The organism is Leucobacter sp. OH1287, assembly GCF_003859945.1.
Classification (GTDB): Bacteria; Actinomycetota; Actinomycetes; order Actinomycetales; family Microbacteriaceae; genus Canibacter.
In genome coordinates this window covers 12,591-33,342 of the sequence record NZ_RQYM01000016.1, presented here as the reverse complement: position 1 = coordinate 33,342, position 20,752 = coordinate 12,591, and the positions used below count along the sequence as shown (strand labels likewise).

The 20,752-nt window shown below is 56.9% G+C and carries 21 protein-coding genes; 17 read left to right on the top strand and 4 right to left on the bottom strand.

From position 1 onward, the window contains the following. Positions 1 to 110: 110 nt before the first annotated feature. The 7 genes from EII30_RS08830 (at position 111) to EII30_RS08040 (ending at position 4,647) form a co-directional block, all read left to right on the top strand. The gene (locus EII30_RS08830; RefSeq protein WP_148090566.1) at positions 111 to 374 is read left to right on the top strand and encodes a hypothetical protein; all 264 of its coding nucleotides are present in this window, start codon (positions 111 to 113) and stop codon (positions 372 to 374) included. Between the two features lie 20 nt (positions 375 to 394). Continuing rightward, positions 395 to 838: a hypothetical protein gene (locus EII30_RS08065; RefSeq protein WP_124886828.1), complete on the top strand. Its 444-nt coding sequence runs from the start codon at positions 395 to 397 to the stop codon at positions 836 to 838. A 1-nt stretch (position 839) separates the two neighbouring features. Next, complete coding sequence (locus EII30_RS08060) at positions 840 to 1,091, top strand: hypothetical protein (protein ID WP_124886827.1); 252 nt, start codon at positions 840 to 842, stop codon at positions 1,089 to 1,091. Positions 1,092 to 1,117: 26 nt separating this feature from the next. Beyond that, positions 1,118 to 1,372: a hypothetical protein gene (locus EII30_RS08055; protein WP_158608691.1), complete on the top strand. Its 255-nt coding sequence runs from the start codon at positions 1,118 to 1,120 to the stop codon at positions 1,370 to 1,372. Positions 1,373 to 1,507: 135 nt separating this feature from the next. Next, on the top strand, positions 1,508 to 2,080 hold the full coding sequence (locus EII30_RS08050) for a LemA family protein (protein WP_124886825.1): 573 nt from the start codon (positions 1,508 to 1,510) through the stop codon (positions 2,078 to 2,080). 138 nt (positions 2,081 to 2,218) lie between these two features. Continuing rightward, entirely contained in the window at positions 2,219 to 3,046 is an 828-nt protein-coding gene (locus tag EII30_RS08045) for a M48 family metalloprotease (RefSeq protein WP_370267070.1), read from the top strand. 110 nt (positions 3,047 to 3,156) lie between these two features. Further along, complete coding sequence (locus EII30_RS08040) at positions 3,157 to 4,647, top strand: aspartate ammonia-lyase (protein ID WP_124886823.1); 1,491 nt, start codon at positions 3,157 to 3,159, stop codon at positions 4,645 to 4,647. Positions 4,648 to 4,765: 118 nt separating this feature from the next. On the opposite strand, the gene EII30_RS08035 is transcribed toward EII30_RS08040, so the two are convergent. After that, positions 4,766 to 5,632, bottom strand: a complete 867-nt coding sequence (locus tag EII30_RS08035) for a fumarylacetoacetate hydrolase family protein (protein WP_124886822.1) — start codon at positions 5,630 to 5,632, stop codon at positions 4,766 to 4,768. A 103-nt stretch (positions 5,633 to 5,735) separates the two neighbouring features. Here EII30_RS08035 and EII30_RS08030 point away from each other — a divergent pair, with 103 nt between their 5' ends. The 4 genes from EII30_RS08030 to EII30_RS08015 all read left to right on the top strand — a co-directional run bounded on the left by EII30_RS08030 (position 5,736) and on the right by EII30_RS08015 (position 9,648). After that, entirely contained in the window at positions 5,736 to 6,101 is a 366-nt protein-coding gene (locus EII30_RS08030) for an FKBP-type peptidyl-prolyl cis-trans isomerase (RefSeq protein ID WP_124886821.1), read from the top strand. 218 nt (positions 6,102 to 6,319) lie between these two features. After that, positions 6,320 to 6,589, top strand: a complete 270-nt coding sequence (gene rpsO / locus EII30_RS08025; RefSeq protein ID WP_124886820.1) for a 30S ribosomal protein S15 — start codon at positions 6,320 to 6,322, stop codon at positions 6,587 to 6,589. 159 nt (positions 6,590 to 6,748) lie between these two features. Further along, on the top strand, positions 6,749 to 7,330 hold the full coding sequence (locus EII30_RS08020) for an ECF transporter S component (protein ID WP_124886819.1): 582 nt from the start codon (positions 6,749 to 6,751) through the stop codon (positions 7,328 to 7,330). A 2-nt stretch (positions 7,331 to 7,332) separates the two neighbouring features. Next, positions 7,333 to 9,648, top strand: coding sequence for an ATP-binding cassette domain-containing protein (locus EII30_RS08015; RefSeq protein WP_124886818.1), 2,316 nt, complete (start codon positions 7,333 to 7,335; stop codon positions 9,646 to 9,648). An 18-nt stretch (positions 9,649 to 9,666) separates the two neighbouring features. Here EII30_RS08015 and EII30_RS08010 read toward each other — a convergent pair whose 3' ends face one another. The 3 genes from EII30_RS08010 to EII30_RS08000 all read right to left on the bottom strand — a co-directional run bounded on the left by EII30_RS08010 (position 9,667) and on the right by EII30_RS08000 (position 13,055). Continuing rightward, a complete protein-coding gene (locus EII30_RS08010; RefSeq protein WP_233569459.1) occupies positions 9,667 to 11,118 on the bottom strand; it encodes an NCS2 family permease in 1,452 nt (483 codons plus the stop codon). A 93-nt stretch (positions 11,119 to 11,211) separates the two neighbouring features. After that, entirely contained in the window at positions 11,212 to 12,585 is a 1,374-nt protein-coding gene (locus EII30_RS08005) for an aspartate aminotransferase family protein (RefSeq protein ID WP_124886816.1), read from the bottom strand. Positions 12,586 to 12,587: 2 nt separating this feature from the next. Beyond that, a complete protein-coding gene (locus tag EII30_RS08000; protein WP_233569458.1) occupies positions 12,588 to 13,055 on the bottom strand; it encodes an Lrp/AsnC family transcriptional regulator in 468 nt (155 codons plus the stop codon). A gap of 207 nt (positions 13,056 to 13,262) precedes the next feature. Between EII30_RS08000 and prfB the strand changes: the two genes are divergently transcribed. The 6 genes from prfB to EII30_RS07970 all read left to right on the top strand — a co-directional run bounded on the left by prfB (position 13,263) and on the right by EII30_RS07970 (position 20,752). After that, positions 13,263 to 14,363 carry a peptide chain release factor 2 gene (gene prfB, locus EII30_RS07995; protein ID WP_124886814.1) on the top strand — a complete coding sequence of 367 codons (1,101 nt, stop codon included), beginning with the start codon at positions 13,263 to 13,265 and terminating at the stop codon, positions 14,361 to 14,363. A 157-nt stretch (positions 14,364 to 14,520) separates the two neighbouring features. Next, positions 14,521 to 15,612 carry a cell division ATP-binding protein FtsE gene (gene ftsE, locus EII30_RS07990; protein ID WP_124886813.1) on the top strand — a complete coding sequence of 364 codons (1,092 nt, stop codon included), beginning with the start codon at positions 14,521 to 14,523 and terminating at the stop codon, positions 15,610 to 15,612. After that, positions 15,609 to 16,523: a permease-like cell division protein FtsX gene (gene ftsX / locus EII30_RS07985; protein WP_124886812.1), complete on the top strand. Its 915-nt coding sequence runs from the start codon at positions 15,609 to 15,611 to the stop codon at positions 16,521 to 16,523. Before ftsE ends, ftsX begins: the two co-directional genes overlap by 4 nt. Before the next feature lie 104 nt (positions 16,524 to 16,627). Next, a complete protein-coding gene (smpB, locus tag EII30_RS07980; RefSeq protein WP_124886811.1) occupies positions 16,628 to 17,107 on the top strand; it encodes an SsrA-binding protein SmpB in 480 nt (159 codons plus the stop codon). 187 nt (positions 17,108 to 17,294) lie between these two features. After that, a complete protein-coding gene (locus EII30_RS07975) occupies positions 17,295 to 19,109 on the top strand; it encodes an ABC transporter family substrate-binding protein (protein ID WP_124886810.1) in 1,815 nt (604 codons plus the stop codon). A gap of 125 nt (positions 19,110 to 19,234) precedes the next feature. Next, entirely contained in the window at positions 19,235 to 20,752 is a 1,518-nt protein-coding gene (locus EII30_RS07970) for an ABC transporter permease (RefSeq protein WP_124886809.1), read from the top strand.

Sequence of the window (20,752 nt, the reverse complement as noted above, 5' to 3'; positions counted from 1 at the left end):
TGTTGTCCTTTCAAGTGATGCCAGTTAATGCTGGCAGTCTACATTCTGGACTCTAAAAACAGCCGGATCTAAAAACAGGGGTCAGGCCACTCGGTGGTAACGCGCCGCTGATGGGACTGATTCCGTACGGTAAACGCAGCGGTATATTTTTCTTAGACAGTGTTCCAGAGTTCTTCTTGATTCAAGCTATGACGTACGCAGGTTGCGGGCTTTTAATAGCTGCTCTGTATGTGCTTACAGACCCCGGAAAATTGGTTGTTAAATCCCTGGCTGCACTAGCCTCAATCGGTTTAGTCGTTGGAGGGGCGCAGCTGATGCAGAAGCAGGGAGGGGTCTCTGGGGAGAGCATAAAACTGATATTGCTTCCCGTTTAAAAGCATTCCAAGGTGAGCAGGTGACAATTTGGGCTAACCCTGATATTGCACCTGCTCAGGAAGAATTGCTGCGCGTCTGGGACAGGGTTGCCTATATCGTCTCCGACACGGAGCTGCGGTTTAGCCAATTAAAACAGCTTAACGCTGAAATTGAACCAGCCGAGAGATTGTCAGTCTTTCACGAGAGCTCCTACGGTGATGACTATGCATACCGATCTGTTGCGCAGTCCTTTCTTGCTTTAGAGTTTTCTAGCTGCCAAGTCGGTGACGCAATCTCCAATCCGTTGATTATCGCCTGGCTGGCTGGGCAGCCCGTCGATAAACTCTACGGTTTTTCACTTGACACACAATACCTAAATGCATATCAAAACATGTTAGACATGGATTTGGAGCAGTCGCGGAACTGGTTTACAGCACACTACGCAGACTTTAAAGCGTGCAACCTGCTCCTCTTGGAGCCCTAAAATGCTTGGCTTCTTTTCCGCACGCGGCTATCAACGGACGCTCCTGCTCCTTAGTGTTGTCGCTGTTCTGTTCACTGTGACGCAGCGGGTGTTTCATATCACTCACACGCAAAACCACATCGCCTTTCCTCTGTCGCTGCCGCTGCTGTTCCTGCTTGTTTTCGCGGTGACACTGTCACTCCACAGCAGCCTTACCGAGTTTGAAGCGGTGGGGCCCGCGACCTTCGCCTGTATAAACTGGCGAATGGCCTGATCCTCACCGCCCTAGCGGTTGCCGTGTTGCTGCTCTCAAAGCTGATAGGCGCACAGCTCCATGAAATACATGAAATAACGGTTGGAGAATACGCGCCGATCAGAGGATTCCTGGGGCTGTTTGGTTTGACAATGCTGGCAAGCTGCTACTTCAACGCGCGCCTCGCCGGGCTGTTCGCAATCCCCGGCAGCGTGCTGGGCGCTGTGTTCGACACCAACGCCTGGCCGATCGGCTGGCTCCCCGGATTTGTCTACAGCAACGCTGATAATCTACTTGCCTGAGTCTGGGCATGCTTGCTGTGGCTTGCAGGCGTTGTTTTCACCGTTTTTTGGGGTGGATCAAGCCACCACCGGTAGCTTCTTGGTTTGTGTGCTTCTTCAGCATTGCCGCAGGAAAAAGGGCATAAAATTGTTGCTATGGATATCGGAATGATCAGCTTGTTCGTCGGCATCGGCCTGGTGCTGATAATCGGCATTTACTTGTGGGTTACCTACAACGGCCTGGTTAAGCTCCGCACCCGGGTAGATGAGGCGTGGAGCGATATCACCGTGCAGTTGAAGCGGCGGGCGGATCTGATCCCGCAGCTGGTAGAGACGGTGAAGGGCTATGCCTCCCACGAGCGTGAGGTGCTGGATCGGGTGACCAGTGCCCGATCCGCAACGATCTCTGCTCAAACCCCCGCCGAGGCGTCACAGGCTGAGAGCGGAATGCAGCAGGCGCTGCGCGGTATTTTCGCGGTTGCCGAGTCATATCCTGACCTGCAGGCTAGTCAAAACTTCTTACAGCTGCAGGAGTCGCTGGTGGACAGCGAGAACAAAATTCAGGCTGCTCGTCGTTTCTACAACGGCGGCGTTCGCGAGTACAACACGAAGATTCAGGTGTTCCCGAACACGCTCTATGTGCGCGGTGTCGGGTTTAAAGAGCGTGAGTTCTTTGAGGTGCAAGACATGGCTGCGATCTCTGCGCCGCCAAAGATCGACTTCGGTTAAGCTCGCAGGCTAGGCAGCTGTTTCCGTAGCACAGTCACGGTTTTCGCTGCCGCACTCACAGTGTTTACCGCGCAGTCACGGGGGGGTATTAGGGTGTATCGCGCTGTTATAAAAAACAAGCTCAACACGGTTTTGATCATGCTGAGCTTTGTTGTGATCATTGGTTTGCTCGGTTGGCTTGCCGCCGCCATCTACCAGAACACCGCAATCGTGATTGGTGTTCTGGTGTTCGCCACCGCCTACGCTGTTTTCCAGTACTTTATGGCAGGCAAACAGGCGATTATGATGAGCGGGGCACAGCAGATTAGCGAGGCAGACAATCCACGCCTCTACCGCACCGTTGCAAACCTGGCGATGACAACCGGCACCCCGATGCCGGAGGTTTATATCGTCAACGACCCCGCGCCGAACGCTTTTGCGACCGGTCGCGGGCCGAAAGACGCGAAGGTTGCGGCAACAACCGGGCTGTTGGAGATTATGAACGACGCAGAGCTCGAGGGTGTTATGGCTCACGAGCTCGGGCACGTCCGCAACTACGATATTCGCGTCAACATGATCGTCTACGGTCTGGTTGTCGCGGTCGGAATGATCTCCGACTTCCTGATGCGGATGGCGTTCTTTGGTGGCAGCCGCAACAACAGCAACCCGATTATGCTCGTGTTTGGGCTGGTTGCGATGCTTGTTGCGCCGCTCACGGCAACGCTTGTGCAGTTGGCTATTTCACGCCAGCGGGAGTATCTCGCGGACGCGACCGGGGTGCTCACAACCCGCCACCCGGAGGGGCTTGCCAGCGCGCTCCACAAGCTCGAAACCTACGGCCGGCCGCTGCAAAAACAGCAGTCGAGCATGGCTCACATGTGGATCGCGGATCCAATTAGGCAGGGTCTGATGAAACGCCTGTTTGCAACACATCCGCCGATTCCGGATCGGATCAATCGGATCCTGAACAGCGCCGATAAGTTCTAAACCAAAAGGTTCTAAAAATTTTGGGTGTGTTGTTTGTGTCTGTCAGCTAGAATAGAGAGCAGGTATCCGGCATAGCAGCCGGGTTTTGCGTTTAATCAGGAGAGAATAAGGTGAGTGATTTCTACGCATCTCGGACCAGAACCGAGACAGATTCATTGGGTAGTGTAGAGGTACCTGCGTCGGTTTACTGGGGCGTGCACACCGCGCGTGCGCACGAGAACTTCCCAATCTCGCGCAGACCAATCTCTGTTTACCCTGATTTTGTGCGTGCTTTTGCGTGCGTTAAGCAGGCTGCCGCGCGTGCAAACCTTGAGATCGGTGCCCTCGATGAGCAGCGTGCGACGCTGATCGACCGCGCCTGTGAAGAGGTGAAAACCGGGATGCTGCTCGACCAGTTCACGGTCGGTGTTGTGCAGGGCGGTGCCGGCACCTCAACCAACATGAACGCCAACGAGGTTATTACCAACCGGGCGCTCGAGCTTGCCGGTCGTGAGAAGGGTGACTACGCGTTCATCAACCCGAACGATCACACCAACCGTAGCCAGTCAACCAACGACACCTACCCAACCGCGATCAAGATTGCGCTCGCCTTCTTCATCGAGTCACTGCTTGAGGAGCTGCGCCTGCTGGCAGACAGCTTTGAGGCGAAGGGTAAAGAGTTCTCTAATATTCTGAAGGTTGGCCGCACCCAGCTGCAGGACGCTGTGCCGATGACGCTCGGCCAGGAGTTCAACGCTTTCGCAACAACCGTGCGTGAGGATGTAGACCGCCTGAAAGAGGCTGTTTCCCTGCTCTACGAAGTAAACATGGGAGCAACCGCGATCGGCACCGGCATTAATGCCGCAGCCGGTTACAAAGAAGCAGTGATTAGGCACCTGCGCGAGATCACCGGCATCCCACTCGAAACCTCCGGTGACCTGATTGAGTCAACCAGCGACACCGGTGTGTTCGTTAGCTTCTCCGGCGCGCTCAAGCGCACCGGCCTGAAGCTGTCCAAAATCTCGAACGACCTGCGACTGCTGTCATCAGGTCCGCAGGCCGGTCTCGGCGAGATCAACCTCCCTGCCCGCCAGGCTGGTTCCTCGATTATGCCGGGCAAGGTAAACCCGGTAATCCCGGAGGCTGTTTCACAGGTTGCCTACGCTGTTGCCGGCGCAGACGTCACCGTCTCAATGGCGGTTGAGGGCGGCCAGCTGCAGCTTAACGCATTCGAGCCGATCATCGCCCACTCACTGTTCCAGTCAATCACCTGGCTGGAGCGCGCCTGCCAGACACTGCGCGTCAACTGTGTGGACGGTATCACCGCCAACGAAGACAAACTCGCTGAGACAGTTGCTCGCTCCGTCACCGTGATCACCGCGCTCGCGCCGGTTATCGGCTACGCTGAGGCAGCTAAGCTCGCGAAAGAGGCGCTCGCAACCAACGGCAATGTGCGGCAGATGGTGCTCGATCGTGGCCTGCTCGGTGAGGCTGAGCTTGACGAGATCCTGCAGCCAGCCAAGCTCGCAGGTCTCACCCCAGACACCCAGGCAACCCGCGAAGCCCACAAAGTAACCGGTCGCGAAGAAGTTGACGCAACCAGCGTGATGGGCGAGGGTTAGCACACACAGTCGACCCAGCCGGGCCGGCTGGAGGTCGCCGGCTCGGCCGGCTGGAGGTCAACAGTAAAGGGTGGATCCGCATCGGATCCACCCTTTGTGTTTGCCCGCCGGTTGGGGGTTAGACCTCAACGAAATAGCTGGTGAGTGAACCGATCCGCTCGATTGTGACGGTTGAAACAACGCCCTCGCGCATGTAGAGAGGCGGTTTGCGGCTGCGGCCAGCACCGCCCGGGGAGCCCGTCGAAATCAGCGTGCCAGGCTGCAGTGTCAGCGACTGCGAGAGCGCCACAATCAGCTGCGCAACAGACCGAATCATAAAAGACGTGTTGCTGTCTTGCACGCGCAGGTCATTGTAATCGGTTGTGATTTTCAGGTTTTGTGGATCCGGGATCTCATCGGCCGTCACAACGATCGGGCCAACCGGGGTGAACCCGTCAAAAGACTTACAGCGTGACCACTGTGGCTCAATAAACTGCAGATTGCGGGCGGTTAAATCGTTAACGATCGTGTAACCGAACACGTAATCGAGCGCGGTTTCAAGGGTGACATTCTTCGCGGGTTTGCCAATAATCACGCCCAGCTCACCCTCATAATCAACCTCGCGCGTGATCTCCACCGGCAGCTCAACGGTTGCCTTGTGGGCGCTAAGCGAGTTCGGGAAGAGTGAGAAAAGCACCGGCCCTGAATCATTATCGAGGGAGAGCTCGCTCGCGTGCTCATCATAGTTCAGCCCCACCGCGAGGGTTATGGGCGGATCAATAATCGCGGGCGCGTAACTGAGCTCACTGAGCGGCTGGGCTGCGTAGCTCTCAAACTTTTTCACCTCTGTGGCGATTTTTGCCAGCGCTTCCGGTCCCTGTTCAATAAGCTGCTGCAGATTCTGCGCTGATATCCCAAGATCGTTAACAAACACCGCGCGATCGTCTAAAACGACTGCTAATTGTGGATCTATTGAAGTTTTGGAGGTCAGATGCGCAAATTTCACAAAGCAACTCTACCCGAGCAGCTTGAGATTGTGCTGAAATATTTTGTGTTTCTTAACAGCGAACGTTACGGTTCAGAGCGGCCGAGTGCGAGAGAATAAGTTTATGACTAATTTAGAGCGTCCAGAAATCGGTTTTCCTGAGGGTCCAGCACCAACTGAGCTGGTTATTGAGGATCTTGTGATCGGCGAGGGAGCAGAGGCTGAAGCCAGCTCACACGTCGATGTGCACTATCTCGGTGTTGAGTTCGAGTCCGGTGAGGAGTTCGATTCATCATGGAGCAGGGGAGAGTCAATCCGCTTCCCGCTCAGCCAGCTGATTGAGGGTTGGAAGATCGGCATCCCGGGAATGCGCGTCGGCGGCCGGCGCAAGCTAACCGTGCCACCGCTGCTCGCCTACGGCACCGCGCCAGGGCATCCGCTCTCGGGTAAAACGCTGATCTTCGTGATCGACCTGCTCGACGTTAAATAAACGATCGCATCCCGCCAGCGCGATACCGCTCGGGTTGTCGCGCAGGTGAGTTGTTGTCGCCGATAGCTGTGTCGTGCTCTTAGAGCGCGCCACAGCTATTTGCTTTTACGGCTCTCAACAGCTATTCTTAAAAGGTTGTCGTATAGCGACCGCGGATTAAGAGAGCTGGCACAGTGGGTGACCAGCGCCGCGCAACGACCTCACGAAAGGAAGCTAGGATGGCACTTGACGCCAAAGTAAAACAGCAGATTATTGAAGAGTACGCGACCAAGCCAGGTGACACCGGTTCTCCTGAGGTGCAGGTTGCTATTCTGTCACGCCGTATCAAGGATCTCACCGAGCACCTGAAGACCCACAAGCACGACCACCACTCACGTCGCGGCCTGCTGCTGCTCGTTGGTCAGCGTCGTCGTCTGCTCGGCTACCTGCAGAACATTGATATTGAGCGTTACCGTAGCCTGATCGAGCGTCTCGGTCTGCGTCGATAAGTTTGCTGCTGGAAAACCCAGCACCGAAAGGGCTGTGATCCACACGGATTGCAGCCCTTTTGCTTTGTTCGGGGTGACAAAAAATTTCTTAATGAAAACCCTTGTCAGTATTGTTTCGCGGGAGTAGGATTAGCTTGTCTAACCCCCAAAGGAGACAGTATGAACACGTCCAGTGAACTTCGTGAATCCGGCCGCTCTAAGCTCGCAAACTCGGTGCTGGGAACGCGCAATCTGATGATTATTGCGGCGCTCGCTGTCGCAGGCGCAATCATTGTTGTGCCGCTCACCTATCTCGGGCTTGTGCTAACCGTCACCCCGGACGGGCTCATCTGGTCCGCCTGTCTGATGGGTGTTTGGGTTATTCCCTATATGCTGCCGCTCGCGCTGCTGCGGCGTCCGGGAGCCTCCTATGTCGCGGCTCTAATCATTGGTGTGATTGGCATGTTTACGACACCGCAAAGCTACACTGCGGTTTTCGGCAACCTGCTCGGGGCAGCGCTGATTGAGATCCCGCTGATGGTGATGCTCTACCGCAAGTGGAAGTGGTGGGCGTTCAGCATCTCCGGCCTGGTGTTCTCGCTTTTTAATGGCAGCCTCTACGCGGTTGTGCAGCAGGTGCAGGTAACCGCGCAGGAACAGTTCCTAATCGTGCTGCTATCGGTGATTTCCGGTCAGATCGGAGTGTTTGTCACGCTACTGTTGGCTCGCGCCCTGCACCGCGCCGGAATAGGGGCTAAATAACTGTGATCGCCAAGGTGAGCGACCTTGGTGTAAAGTTCAACGGCGCAGTCGACTGGGTTCTGCGCGGCATCAACTTCGAGCTGCAGCGTGGCGAGTTTATCGCGGTCGTTGGCCCCTCCGGCTGCGGCAAATCAACGCTGCTGCAGACCGTTTGCGGTCTAATCCCGCACACCCTGCCGGCGCGCTATAGCGGATCCGCCCAGATCGCCGGGACCCAGATCGCCGACGCCTCGGTTGCAGACCTGGTATCGCACATCGGCTATGTTGGCCAGAACCCGGACGCTGCGGTTGTGACCCGCGAGGTTGCGGCCGAGCTCGCATTCCCGCTGCAGAATATGCGGCTGCCGGTTCCCGAGATCACTGCCCGGGTTGCGGAGCTGCTGCGCGAGTTTCAGCTGAGCGAGTACACCCACACAAGCCCGTGGGAACTATCGGGCGGGCAAAGACAGCGCCTAGCACTCGCGGCCGCGCTGGGTATGCAGCCGGAGCTTTTGGTGCTCGACGAACCAACCTCGATGCTTGATCCGCACAGCAAAGCAGCTTTCTATCAGCGGATCCGGCAGCTGCGGCAGCACGACAACACCGCCGTGCTGCTGGTTGAGCACGATATTGACCCGGTGTATGACGCTCTCGATAGGGTGCTGGTGCTGAGCACCACAGGGCAGCAGCTCTATTTTGGTGCGCCCGATGAGGTGTTTACTGAGCACGGACGGGAACTGCGGGAGCTCGGGATTTGGATCCCGCGCCGCTTCCGAGACGGAATGCTGACAGGTCACGCTGCCGGGGCCGGGACCGCTGGTGCCGTTGCCGCTCGCGCCGGTGTCGAAGCCGCTGATGCTGCCGGCGCCGGAGCCGCTGGCGCTGCTGCGGCTGGCACTGCTTTCCCGAGCGGGGAGCAGCCACGTTTTTACCGCAAACACCCAACTCAGTCAGACAGCGCCGTCTGGCGAGAGGTTCCCGAACTAGCCGGGGGAGAGGTGCTGCGAGTGAGCGTAACCGACCCGGCAGGCAGGTTCCCACCGCTCGCCTTTAGCCTTGGTTCGGGAGAAATCGTTGCGCTGGTCGGGCAAAACGGCAGCGGTAAATCGTCGCTCTTACAGCGGCTGGCGGCGATAACCCCGGCAAAGCGCAGCGCCGGATCCGTCACCCTGCACGATCAGGAGATGCGTTGCGGCGATGCCAGCTATGTGTTCCAAAACCCCGAACAGCAGTTCATAGCCTCCCGCGTTTGTGATGAACTGCAGCTGCCTGCGGAGCGCAGCGCCGAGGTTCTCGCCGACTTTGAGCTGACCGCGCAGGCAGAAAGGCACCCGCTCACACTCTCCGGTGGGCAGGCACGCCGCCTCTCGGTTGCGACGGTCGCCGCCGCAGCAGAGCAGCAACTGGTTCTGCTTGACGAGCCAACCTTCGGGCAGGACTGGCGCAACACCGAGGCGATTGCGGACTTCCTGCAGCAGCTGCGGGACACCGGCAAAACCGTTGTTTTCGCCAGCCACGACATGGAGTTTGTTGCGGAGCACGCAACCGCGGTGATTGCGCTGCCGGATCCACGCCCCGCCACATCGGACAATAGTGAGCCTGCGCCTGTGCCCAAACCCCCGGTTTCGCGGGCGCGCTTCAGCCTGCACCCGCTAACCGTGTCGATTGCGGCGCTGCCAGTTATGGTTGGGCTTTTGGTGTTCTCAAACACACCAGGAAACCTGCTGTGGATGGCGCTGTCCAGCGTGGCGGTTGTTGTGCTCGGCAAACCCCGCAGCCGGTGGATCGCGGCGCTCGCCATCTGGCTGGTCGCGGGCTTTGTCACCTGGGTTTTAGCGGTTAACTCGCACCCCGCGCTGGTTGCGGCTGGCACCCACTGGGAACTCGCGGCGAAAACCGCGACGCTGCTCGCCGCGCTGGTCGGTGTTGTGCTGTGCACGGGGTATTCCAGCAGCCCGGAGGCGCTTTTGCGGGCACTGTCAACGTCCACTCCTGTGTCTTATCGGCTGACCTCGGCGGGAACCGCCGCGCTCGCCTTTGTGCGCCGTTTCATCGGTACTTTTCGGGTGCTAAGGCAGGCACGGGCGGTTCGGAAGCAGGGTGCGCGCTGGGGTGTTTTCGCGCCGGTTGTGCGCTGGCTGAGTTCGATTGTGCCGCTGCTGATCGTCGGGGTGCAGCACGGTGAGCGGGTTGCGATGACACTGGACACGCGCGGTTTCGGCGCCTATAAAACCAAAACCGAGCTCGTTGAGGACACCTGGCGGCCGCGCGACACCGCGCTGGTTGCGGGGGTGTGGATCGTGCTCGCCGGGTACTGCGCGTGGCGGTTGGTATCATAGCCAACCGCCACGCAGGCGCTAGTGCAGCAGTTGCTCGATCGGGCCGCGCGTGAAGTAGATCAGGAACCCGGCCGCAACAACCCACATCAGCCAGTGCACCTGTTTCGCTCTGCCTCCCAGCAGGTGCAGCAGCGCGTACGCAACAAAGCCGACACCGACACCGTTCGCGATTGAGTAGGTGAGCGGCATCGCGGCGATCGTCAGGAACGCCGGCAGCGCCAGATAGAAATCACCAAAGTCGATCTCGCACACCTGCGCCATCATCATCGCGCCAACAATCACGAGGGCAGCGGATCCAACCTCAATCGGCACCGCAGCGGTCAGCGGGGTAAAGAACGCCGACAGCAGCAGCAAAAGACCGGTGACGGTTGCCGCCAGACCGGTGCGCGCACCCTCGGCGATACCGGAGGCGCTCTCCACAAACACGGTGGTTGATGAGCTTGAGGTGGCACCGCCGGTGATCGCGCCGAAGCCCTCGACGATGAAGGCGCCGCGGATCCGCGGGAACTCGCCGTCACGGTCAGACAGTCCAGCGTTCTTCGCCAGCCCGTTCATGGTGCCCATCGCGTCAAAGAAGTTCGTGAACAGCAGCGTGAAAACCATCATCAGTGTTGAGATGATGCCGATTCTGCCGAACGCGCCAAACATATCAAACTGCCCGATCAGAGAGAAATCGGGGAGTGTTACCGGGGTTGCTGGCAGTTCCGGCACGGTCATGTGCCAGCCGCCCTCAGAGGTGGCCGCAGGCCCGAGGTTAAGCACCGCCTGCACAATAATCGCGGCAACCGTCGCCACTGCGATACCGATGAGGATCGCGCCAGAGACGCGGCGCGACACCAGCACACCGATCACCAGCAGGGTTATCAAGAAGAGCAGCGTTGGAACGGAGGCGATGGATCCGCCCGACCCCAGCTGCACAGGAGGCCCCGCCTCGGTTGCGGTCACGAACCCGGCGTTAACAAAACCGATGAACGCGATAAAGAAGCCGATACCCACGGTGATTGCGGACTTCAGCGCCGCAGGGACAGCGCGGAAGATCGCCAGGCGGATCCCGCTCGCCCCCAGTAGGCAGATGATTATGCCGTTGATAATCACAATGCCCATCGCCTCCTGCCAGGTCACCTGACCGACGACGGTGACGGCGAGGAAGGAGTTCATGCCGAGCCCGGCCGCGAAGGCGAACGGCAGCCTCGCGACAATGCCGAAGAGGATGCTCATCAGGCCAGCGGAGAGGCTGGTGACGGCGCCAACCTGTGCCGGGTCGAGGAAGTTACCAGCGACGTCGCTGTTTACTTCACCGCCGAGAATCAGCGGGTTCAAAATCACAATGTATGCCATTGCGAAGAAGGTTACGAAGCCACCCCGAATCTCACGGCCGATGCTGGATCCGCGGGCGCTAATCTCAAAAAATCTGTCAATCACCGAATGGCTCTGTTTTGCCTGCTGAGCGGTGTTTTTATTGTCTGTCACAGCTTTCCTATTTAACTCTAAAATAAAACACTCGTTGCCCGGCCGCGAAACGCAACCGGGCAACGAGTGCTCATCTATAACCCAACCATTAGGTTAGAGTTTTGAAGAAGCGTCCTTCAGGACTGAACGGAGGATACCGCCGATCTCCTCAAACTCTGGCTGACCGATGGTCAGCGGTGGAGCAAGCTGGATAACAGGGTCTCCTCGGTCATCGGCGCGGCAGTACAGACCTGCCTCCCACAGCGCAGGGCTGAGGTAGTCGCGGAGCAGTCGGTTTGACTCCTCCTCGTTGAAGGTCTCCTTGGTTGTCTTGTCTTTCACAAGCTCAATACCGAAGAAGTAGCCCTCACCGCGCACGTCGCCAACAATGTCAATGTCGAGCAGCTTCTCGAGCTCGGCGCGGAACAGTGGGCTGTTCTCGCGTACGCGCTCGTTGAGCTTCTCTTCCTCGAAAATATCGAAGTTTTCGAGTGCTGCCGCGGCTGCTGCTGGGTGACCAGCGAAGGTGTAGCCGTGGTAGAAGGTGTTCTCGGTGCTGTTGAACGGCTCTGAAACCTTGTCAGACACGATCATTGCGCCCAGTGGCACGTAACCAGAGGTAATACCCTTTGCAGAGGTGATGATGTCTGGCTCGTAACCGAGTGCCTTAGAAGCGAAGAAGTCGCCGATGCGTCCGTAAGCACAGATAACTTCGTCGCTCACCAGCAGCACATCGTACTGGTCACAGATTTCGCGTACACGCTTGAAGTAACCCGGAGGAGGTGGGAAACATCCACCAGAGTTCTGCACTGGCTCCAGGAACACAGCAGCTACTGTGTCAGGACCCTCGAACTCGATTGCTTCAGCGATACGGTTTGCAGCCCACTGACCGAATGCTTCGATATCGTCAGCAGGAGCACCCATTTCAGCCGCACGGTAGAAGTTCGTGTTTGGCACACGGTGACCGCCCGGGGTCAGTGGCTCGTAGAACTTCTTCATGTCAGGAATACCGGTGATAGCGAGCGCGCCCTGTGGGGTGCCGTGGTAGGCAACAGAGCGTGAAATCACCTTGTGCTTCATTGGCTTGCCGCGCAGCTTCCAGTAGTGCTTAGCCAGCTTGAACGCAGACTCAACAGCTTCGCCACCGCCGGTGGTGAAGAAAACTTTGTTCATCTCACCAGGAGCGTAGCTTGAGAGGCGCTCAGCCAACTCAACAGCAGCAGGGTGTGCGTATGACCACAGTGGCATGAACGGCAGTTCCTGCATCTGCTTTGCAGCAGCCTGCACGATCCGCTCACGGCCGTGACCTGCGTTAACTACGAACAGACCTGCCAGTCCGTCAATGTACTTGTTGCCCTCAGCATCGTAGATGTGGTGACCCTCAGCGCGAGTGATGACAGGGATGCCGTCATTGAGCACCTTCGCGTTGGTAAAGTGCGGCCACAGATGCTTTGAGGCCTTGGTTTGAATGTCAGAGGTAAATGACATGGTTATCTTGTTCCCCAGTCGTATTTCTGTTTTTGAATGTTGAGATACATAAAGGTCTCAGTCGATATCACCCCGGAAACCGCTCTAATCCTTGAATTGAGCATCTCGATCAGTGCTTCGTCGTCTTCGCAAACAACCTCAAACATCAGATCGAAGGATCCGGCCGTCATAATCAAATAAGACACCTCAGGCATCTCGGCGAGCTCGTCGGCAACCTTTCGGATGTCGCCCGAAACTCGGACTCCGATCATCGCGAGACGGTTAAATCCCAGACTTAGAGGGTCTGTGACAGCAACTATCTGCGCAATCCCGGATTCTGTGAGCTTCTGCACCCGCTGCCTAACAGCGGCCTCGGAGAGACCAACAACCTTTGCGATCTCCGCGTAGCTTTTCCGACCGTCAAGCTGAAGTTGCTCAACAATCTGCTTCGAAATCGCATCGATTGGCTGGTTAGCGCGGTTGCTACTCACGCTACGATTCTGACACACAAAACTGAATTTTGCAAAGGAATCAGTATCAAAGTCTGCATAACACCTGCATAATTGTGCGAATAACTCGGTATTTGCTTCGGATTTCGCAATTTTAGATGGTGCTTTTTGCGGAATCATTATTATCTCGGGCGGATCCGGGATCCACCGCCGTCAAAACACGGCGAAGCCGATAGACTTAAACACATCATGCTTGACCTAGATCTTTCGGCGCGAATCAAAACCGCGCGCTCAACCTACTCCGATATTGCCCAGGTGTCTGACATCGAGGGCATTAAAGCGAGCGTTGCCGAACTGGAAACCCAAGCGGCAGCTCCTGGACTGTGGGACGATCAGCAGGCGGCGCAGCAGGTGACCAGCGCGCTCAGTCATAAGAAAACGCAGCTGCAAAAGCTCACCGGCATCGCAAACCGCCTAGATGATCTGGACGTGCTAATCGAGCTCGCCGAGGAACACAACGACAGCGACAGCGCCGCCGAGGCGGTTGCCGAACTCTCGGCGATCGAAGCGGCAATTAGCGAGCTTGAGGTGCAGACACTGCTGTCGGGCGAGTATGACGAGTATCCCGCGGTGCTAACCATCCGGTCGGGCGCGGGCGGAGTTGACGCCGCTGACTTTGCCGAGATGCTGCAGCGTATGTACATCCGCTACGGTGAAAGGCACGACTATCAGGTGACCGTGCTCGACACCAGCTACGCTGAAGAAGCGGGCATCAAATCAACCACCATGCAGTTCGACGCGCCCTACGCCTTCGGCTCGCTGTCGGTCGAGTCGGGCACACACCGGCTGGTGCGAATGAGCCCTTTCAACTCGGCGGGTAAACGCCAAACCAGTTTCGCGGCCGTTGAGGTGATCCCGCTGCTGCCTGAGGCGTCAGAGGTTGAAATCCCCGAGAGTGACATTAAGGTTGACGTGTTCCGCTCCAGCGGTCCCGGCGGGCAGTCGGTTAACACAACCGATTCGGCGGTGCGGATCACCCACCTCCCGACCGGTATCGTCGTTTCGATGCAGAACGAAAAGAGCCAGCTGCAAAACCGTGCCGCGGCGATGCGGGTGCTGCAGTCACGGCTGCTGATTCTGCAGCGGGAGGCTGAGGCGGCAAAGAAGAAAGAGCTCGCCGGCAATATCACCGCCAGCTGGGGCGATCAGATGCGCAGCTATGTGCTCGCCCCCTACCAGATGGTGAAAGACCTGCGCACCGAGTATGAGGTTAACAACCCACAGAGCGTGTTCGACGGTGACCTTGACGGGTTCATTGCGGCGGGGATCCGCTGGCGCTCAATGCAGTAACCTGCGGGCACGGGCTGCTGGGGCGTGGGCTGCCCGGAACGGGGATTGCCGGATCCGCTAGGATAGCAGCCTGCGGGGTGATTAACCTGAGAAATGCCAGCGAGATTGGTGTGTTGCTGACACAGCAGCGGATTATGCGCGTAAAGTCAGACAGGCAATGATTAGTTTTGAGAACGTCACCAAACGGTATCGCGGCACCAAGCGTCCAGCGCTTGACAGTGTCACGCTGAGTGTTGAACGCGGCGAGTTCGTGTTTATTGTTGGCGCGTCAGGCTCCGGCAAGTCAAGCTGTCTGCAGCTGATGCTGCGCGAGGAGCAGGCAACAAGCGGTAAAGTGCACGTGCTGGGGCAGGATCTCGGCAAGATCTCAACCCGCAAGGTGCCGTTCTTTCGGCGCAATCTCGGAACTGTTTTCCAAGACTTTCGGCTGCTGCAAAACAAAACGGTCTACGACAATGTGGCCTTCACGCTGCAGGTGATCGGCAAATCACGCGGTTTTATTCAGGAGGCTGTTCCTGACGCGCTGGAGATGGTCGGGCTCGGCGGTAAAGAGCGTCGCTTCCCGCACGAGCTTTCAGGCGGTGAGCAGCAGCGCGTTGCAATCGCGCGCGCGATCGTCAACAAACCAGCGATTCTGCTGGCTGACGAGCCAACCGGTAACCTGGATCCGGCAACCAGCCTCGGAATTATGCAGCTGCTGCAGGCGATTAACGCAGCAGGCACAACGGTTGTGATGGCAACCCACGAGGCAACCTTCGTGGACATTATGGAACAGCGCGTTATTGAGCTCTCCGAGGGGCAGGTTGTTCGCGACGAACAGGGCGGTGGCTACGGCGAAACCGCCTCGATCCCGATCGACGATCTGCGCAAGGCTGGCCTGCGTGCGCCGCTGCGCACAACCACCGCGGTGATCGCAGAGACACTCGCGCCCGAGCAGATTGAGGAGAACGCCAAGGCTGAGGCCGCCGGGCTTGCCGCGCTGCACGTTCCTGAGCCCTTCGACGCGGAACTTCCCGGAGACCTGCTGACCAAACCGGCTCCGGGGGAGGCCGAGCAGTTCACCGCTGCCTCAGCCGACCACATCGACAGTGGCTTTGGTGCGCCGGTTGCCGAGCAGAAATCGCTCGATGAGACGGTGGATCCGGTCCGCTGGGCCGAACACCAGATCGCCGAGGGAACCGGGCTTGCTGACAAGCTCGGGCTTGAAAACAAAGACGATGACGCGTCAGATGTGGGGCCTGTGCGATGAGACTTGGATTTGTGCTGAGCGAGGTTTTTAACGGTCTGCGCCGCAACCTCTCCGTTGTTATCTCGGTTATTCTGGTGACCTTCGTGTCTCTGACATTCGTGGGTGCCGCGTTCCTGATGCAGCTGCAGGTGCAGCAGATGAAAACCTACTGGTATGACCGCGCGCAGGTCGCGATCTACATGTGCACCGACTACGACCAGAGCGCCACCTGTGCGGGCAGCAAAGCCAATGAGGAGCAGCTCGCCGCGGTAAAGATGGCGCTCGAGTCCGAAAACCTGGCACCTTACGTTGAGGACTATTTCTTCCTCAACCAGGAGGAAGCGCTTGCGCAGTTCCAGGAGCAGTTCCGCGGCAACCCGATCCTCGACATCACAACCGCTGACCAGCTCAATGAAACCTTCTGGGTGAAACTGACGGATCCGTCAAACTCGCAGGTTGTGCAGGAGACCTTCACGGGGATCGCCGGTGTGCAGAGCGTCACCGACCAGCGGAGCCTGCTCGACAGAATCTTCCTCTTCCTCGGTATCGCCAGCTACACCGCGATTGTGATTGCGGCGCTGATGCTGGTCGCCGCGGTGCTCCTGATCTCAACAACGATCAGACTGTCCGCGTTCTCGCGTCGCCGAGAGATCGGAATTATGCGCCTTGTCGGGGCATCAAACCGATTCATTCAAACGCCGTTCATCCTGGAGGGTGTGATTGCGGCGCTGATCGGTGCGGTTCTCGCGGGAGTTGCGTCCGTTGCGATCGTCAAGTTCTTTGTGCAGGACTTCCTGGTGAAACAGATTCCGTTCACGAGCTACATTACGGTTGAGCAGTCGCTGATAGTGCCGCCGATTCTGATCGCGCTCGGCGTGCTCCTCTCGGGCGCCGCCGCAAAGGTTGCGATCACCCGCTACCTCCGCGTCTAACTGCTTGGGGCTGCTTTCGGCGCAAATGCCCGTTTGTGGTTTAGCCCAGCGGGCTATAAGATTGATGTTTGCGCCAGACAGACATATCTTTTAGGGGGTGGATCATGGCGAAACACGAACCGGGCGAAAAGCTAATCGCATCAAACAAACGCGCTCGCCACGACTACCATATCCTCGACACCTACGAGGCCGGGCTGGTGTTAACGGGCAGTGAGGTGAAATCGCTGCGGATGGGCAGAGCGTCCCTCAATGAGGCTTTTATCTTCATCGAGGCGGGCGAGGCGTGGCTTGAGCACGCCTACATTCCCGAGTACCTTAACGGTTCGTGGACCAATCACGCACCGCGTAGGAAGCGCAAGCTGCTGCTGCACCGGCAGGAGATTGACAAGCTGTTTAGCAAAACCCGTGACGGCGGTATCACCATTGTGCCGCTGAAGCTCTACTTCTTGGACGGCCGCGTCAAGGTTGAAATCGGGCTCGCGAAGGGTAAACGCGAGTACGACAAGCGGCAGACACTCCGAGAGAAGCAAGACAAGATCGAAGCGGAACGCGCAATGCGCAACCGCAACCGCCTTGGCGAGTAGCCCGTCTTTCTGCGGGTTATTCCATTTGATCGCATAGAAATGTAACGGCTCGATAACAATCAGCTGTGCTTTTTGAGAATAGTTATGTTTTAGCTGGGATTATTGGGTAAATTAGTAGCAACCCCTGGTGTTTTGTTTGTCACGCTATACGGGCAACGAAGCTACTACTCGACTAAGGAGTCACATAATGACAAAAGCAAGAAAGATAACAGGTGTACTGGCTGTAGGCGCAGCATCTGCCCTGGTACTCTCAGCATGTTCTCCAGAGGGACCTGCAACCTCTGGCGGCAAAGATGTTGGTGTCGCTGCTGGCCAGCAGTACACTGTTGAGCCAACAGACAGCGGCTACGCAGATCTCGGCGACATCAAAACCGCCGACGGTGAGATCCGCTGGGGCAGCGGTGACAACTTCACCTCATACAACAACCTGCACGCTGACAACTACAGCACCTACAACAGTTACGTAACCGACCTGACGGGTCTCGCATTTTTCTACTACGGCACCGACGGCACCATCTACCAGAATAAGGACATGGGAAGCTACGAGAAAGTTTCTGATGATCCTTTCAAGGTGAAGTACACAATTCACAAGGATGCTACCTGGTCTGACGGCACCCCAATCACCGTTGCTGACTACGTCTTCAAATGGGCTGTTGAGAACCCAGAGACTAAGGACGCAGCAGGCAACACCGTATTCAACCCGGTTTCAACCTCACTCGGAGAGCAGGTTACCGGAGGTCTTGAGTTTGAGAACTTTGACTCTAAAGAGTTCTCCATCACCTTCAACGAGCCATACGCTGACTGGGAGCTGCTGATGGGTGGTATCATGCCGTCACACATCGTAGCTGAGCAGGCGGGTATGAGCAAAGAAGATCTGCTGACCGCTGCACAGAACAAAGACGGCGAGGCTCTCAAAGCAGCCGCTGAGTTCTGGAACACCGGTTGGGATGTCACCACCAAGCTTGGCGATATGGCACTCTACCCGTCATACGGCCCATACAAGCTCAAGTCGTTCTCACCTAACCAGTCAGTTACCCTTGAGGCTAACGAAAAGTTCTGGGGTACACCGCCAGCAACCAAGAACATCACAATCCGTATCGCCGATCCATCAACCCACGCACAGGCTCTCCAGAACCGCGATCTGACCGCGATTGAGCCACAGGCAACAGTTGACACCCTGAACCAGCTGCAGGGCATGGGCGATTCAGTGATTATTCACCAGTACCCAACCATGACCTATGAGCACCTTGACTTCAACTTCGGCGGCGGTGTCTTTGCAGAGAGCAAAGAACTGCGCGAGGCATTCGCCTACTGTGTTCCACGTCAGCAGATTGTTGACAACCTGATTAAGCCTCTTAACCCAGACGCTGAGGTGCTTAACTCACGCGGCGAGTTCTTCAACTTCCAGAAAGAGTACAAAGACTACGTAAGTGACATTTACGATGGCAAGTACGATGAGGTTGACATTAAGAAGGCTAAGTCTCTCGTTGAGAAGTCAGGCGTTAGCAAGCCAAAGGTTCGCATTGGTTACAACAAGCCAAACCCTCGCCGCAGCGACACTGTTGCGCTGATCAAAGAGTCATGTGACCAGGCTGGCTTTGAGATTGTTGACCAGGGCGCAGAAAACTTCTTCGGCCCAGACGGTGACCTGTCAGCCGGTAACTACGACATTGCACTGTTCGCATGGGCTGGTTCAGGTCAGGTTGTGAGCGGTCAGAACATTTCAAGCACCGATCAGCCACAGAACTACGGTAAGTACTCTAACGCAGAGGTAGACGCTGCGTGGAAGAAGGTTGCCTCGTCTGTTGACCGTGACAAGCAGGTTGATGGTCGGAAAGAGGTTGAGAAGCTGCTGTGGGAGGATCTCTTCAGCCTCCCAATCTACGCACACCCAGGCATCGCGGCTAACGCGTCTGATCTGGCTAACGTCCGAGCAAACTCAACCCAGACAGGTCTGGTTTGGAATCAGCACCAGTGGGCGTTCGTTAACAAGGCTGAATAGTATCTGTTAGCGGTCAGCTATGACAAGTGGCAGGCTCGGGCAACCATAACTCCCGAGCCTGCCATTTGTTTAGCATGCAAGAGTTACTGCTAAACGGCCAGTAACCGCACAGAAAGTTAACCACTATGTTGAAATATATTTTGCGCAGACTCGGCAGTTCGCTGCTGGTGATGTTGGGTGCATCCCTGCTGATGTTTGTGCTCGTGATCAACGCGGGCGATCCGCTCGCTGATCTACGCGAGAGCACGGCAGAGAACCGTGAGCACCTCATGCAGCAGCGCACCCGAGCTATGGGTCTTGACCTGCCATGGTATGAACGCTACTGGACGTGGCTTACCGGTGTTTCACGCTGCTTTATCGGACAGTGTGATTTCGGTAAGAACCGTTCCGGTCAGAGCGTTAACGAGGTTCTCGCACTGGCTGCATCATCAACACTGCGTCTGGTAATTATCGCCACTCTGTTGGCTATTATTATCGGCGTTGCAGTCGGAATTATCACCGCAATCAGGCAATACTCTGGCCTTGATTACGCTGTAACACTGCTTACCTTCCTGTTCTTCTCTTTGCCAGTATTCTGGGCAGCTGTGCTGCTAAAAGAGTATCTCGCAATCGGTTTCAATAACTGGATCACGGACCCCAGTTATAGTCCGATAGCGATAGCACTGGTTGCAATATTAGCGGCGGTTGTGCTGCAGGCAGCGCTTGGTGGATCCGCCAAACGACGCCTGCTAACAGCCGGTGTTACTGCTGGGTTTGTGGCTATTAGCATGGTGCTGTTTGATCTCACAAACTTTGCACGTGCACCGCGCCTGGGAACATTCGGCATCATTGTCATTGGTTTTGGTGCGGCGGTGCTGCTAACGGTGCTGCTCGCTGGCCTAAACAACCGTAAGGTGCTGCTCAGTGGCGCGATCACCGCGGCAATCGGTGTGGTTGCATACTTCGCAACATTCAGCCTGCTGAATGATCCGAACTGGTTCATTATCTTTACCCTCGCGGTGACAGCGGTTGTTGTCGGCATTATTGTCGGCCAGCTGGTGGGTGGCTATTCCAAGAAGGTCGCCTCAACGGTTGGTGCAATCACCGCAGTGATTACTGGCATTGCAATCCTCGCTGACAAGGTGATGGCGTACTGGCCACTCTATCTTGAGCGGATCCCACGCCCGATCGGCACAATTGGCTCAGAAACCCCGAATTTCGTGGGCACATTCTGGGAGGACTTCATTGACAAGGGCACGCAGCTGCTGTTGCCAACGATTCTGCTAACACTCGTGTCGATCGCTAGTTACTCTCGCTACACTCGCTCTTCAATGCTTGAGGTTGCACGTCAGGATTATATCCGCACCGCACGCGCGAAGGGCTTGAACGAGCGACAGGTTATTCTGAAGCACGCTTTCCGTAACTCGCTAATCCCGATCACAACCATTATGGCGTTCGATTTCGCCGGTTTGATCGGTGGCGCGGTTATCACAGAGAAGGTGTTCGGCTGGAAGGGAATGGGTGACCTGTTCAGCAGTGCGCTGACCCACGTAGATCCACACCCGGTTATGGCGTTCTTTGTGATTACCGGCTTCACAGCAATTTTGTTCAACCTGCTGGCAGACATCCTGTATGCCGTGCTTGACCCAAGGATTCGAGTGTGA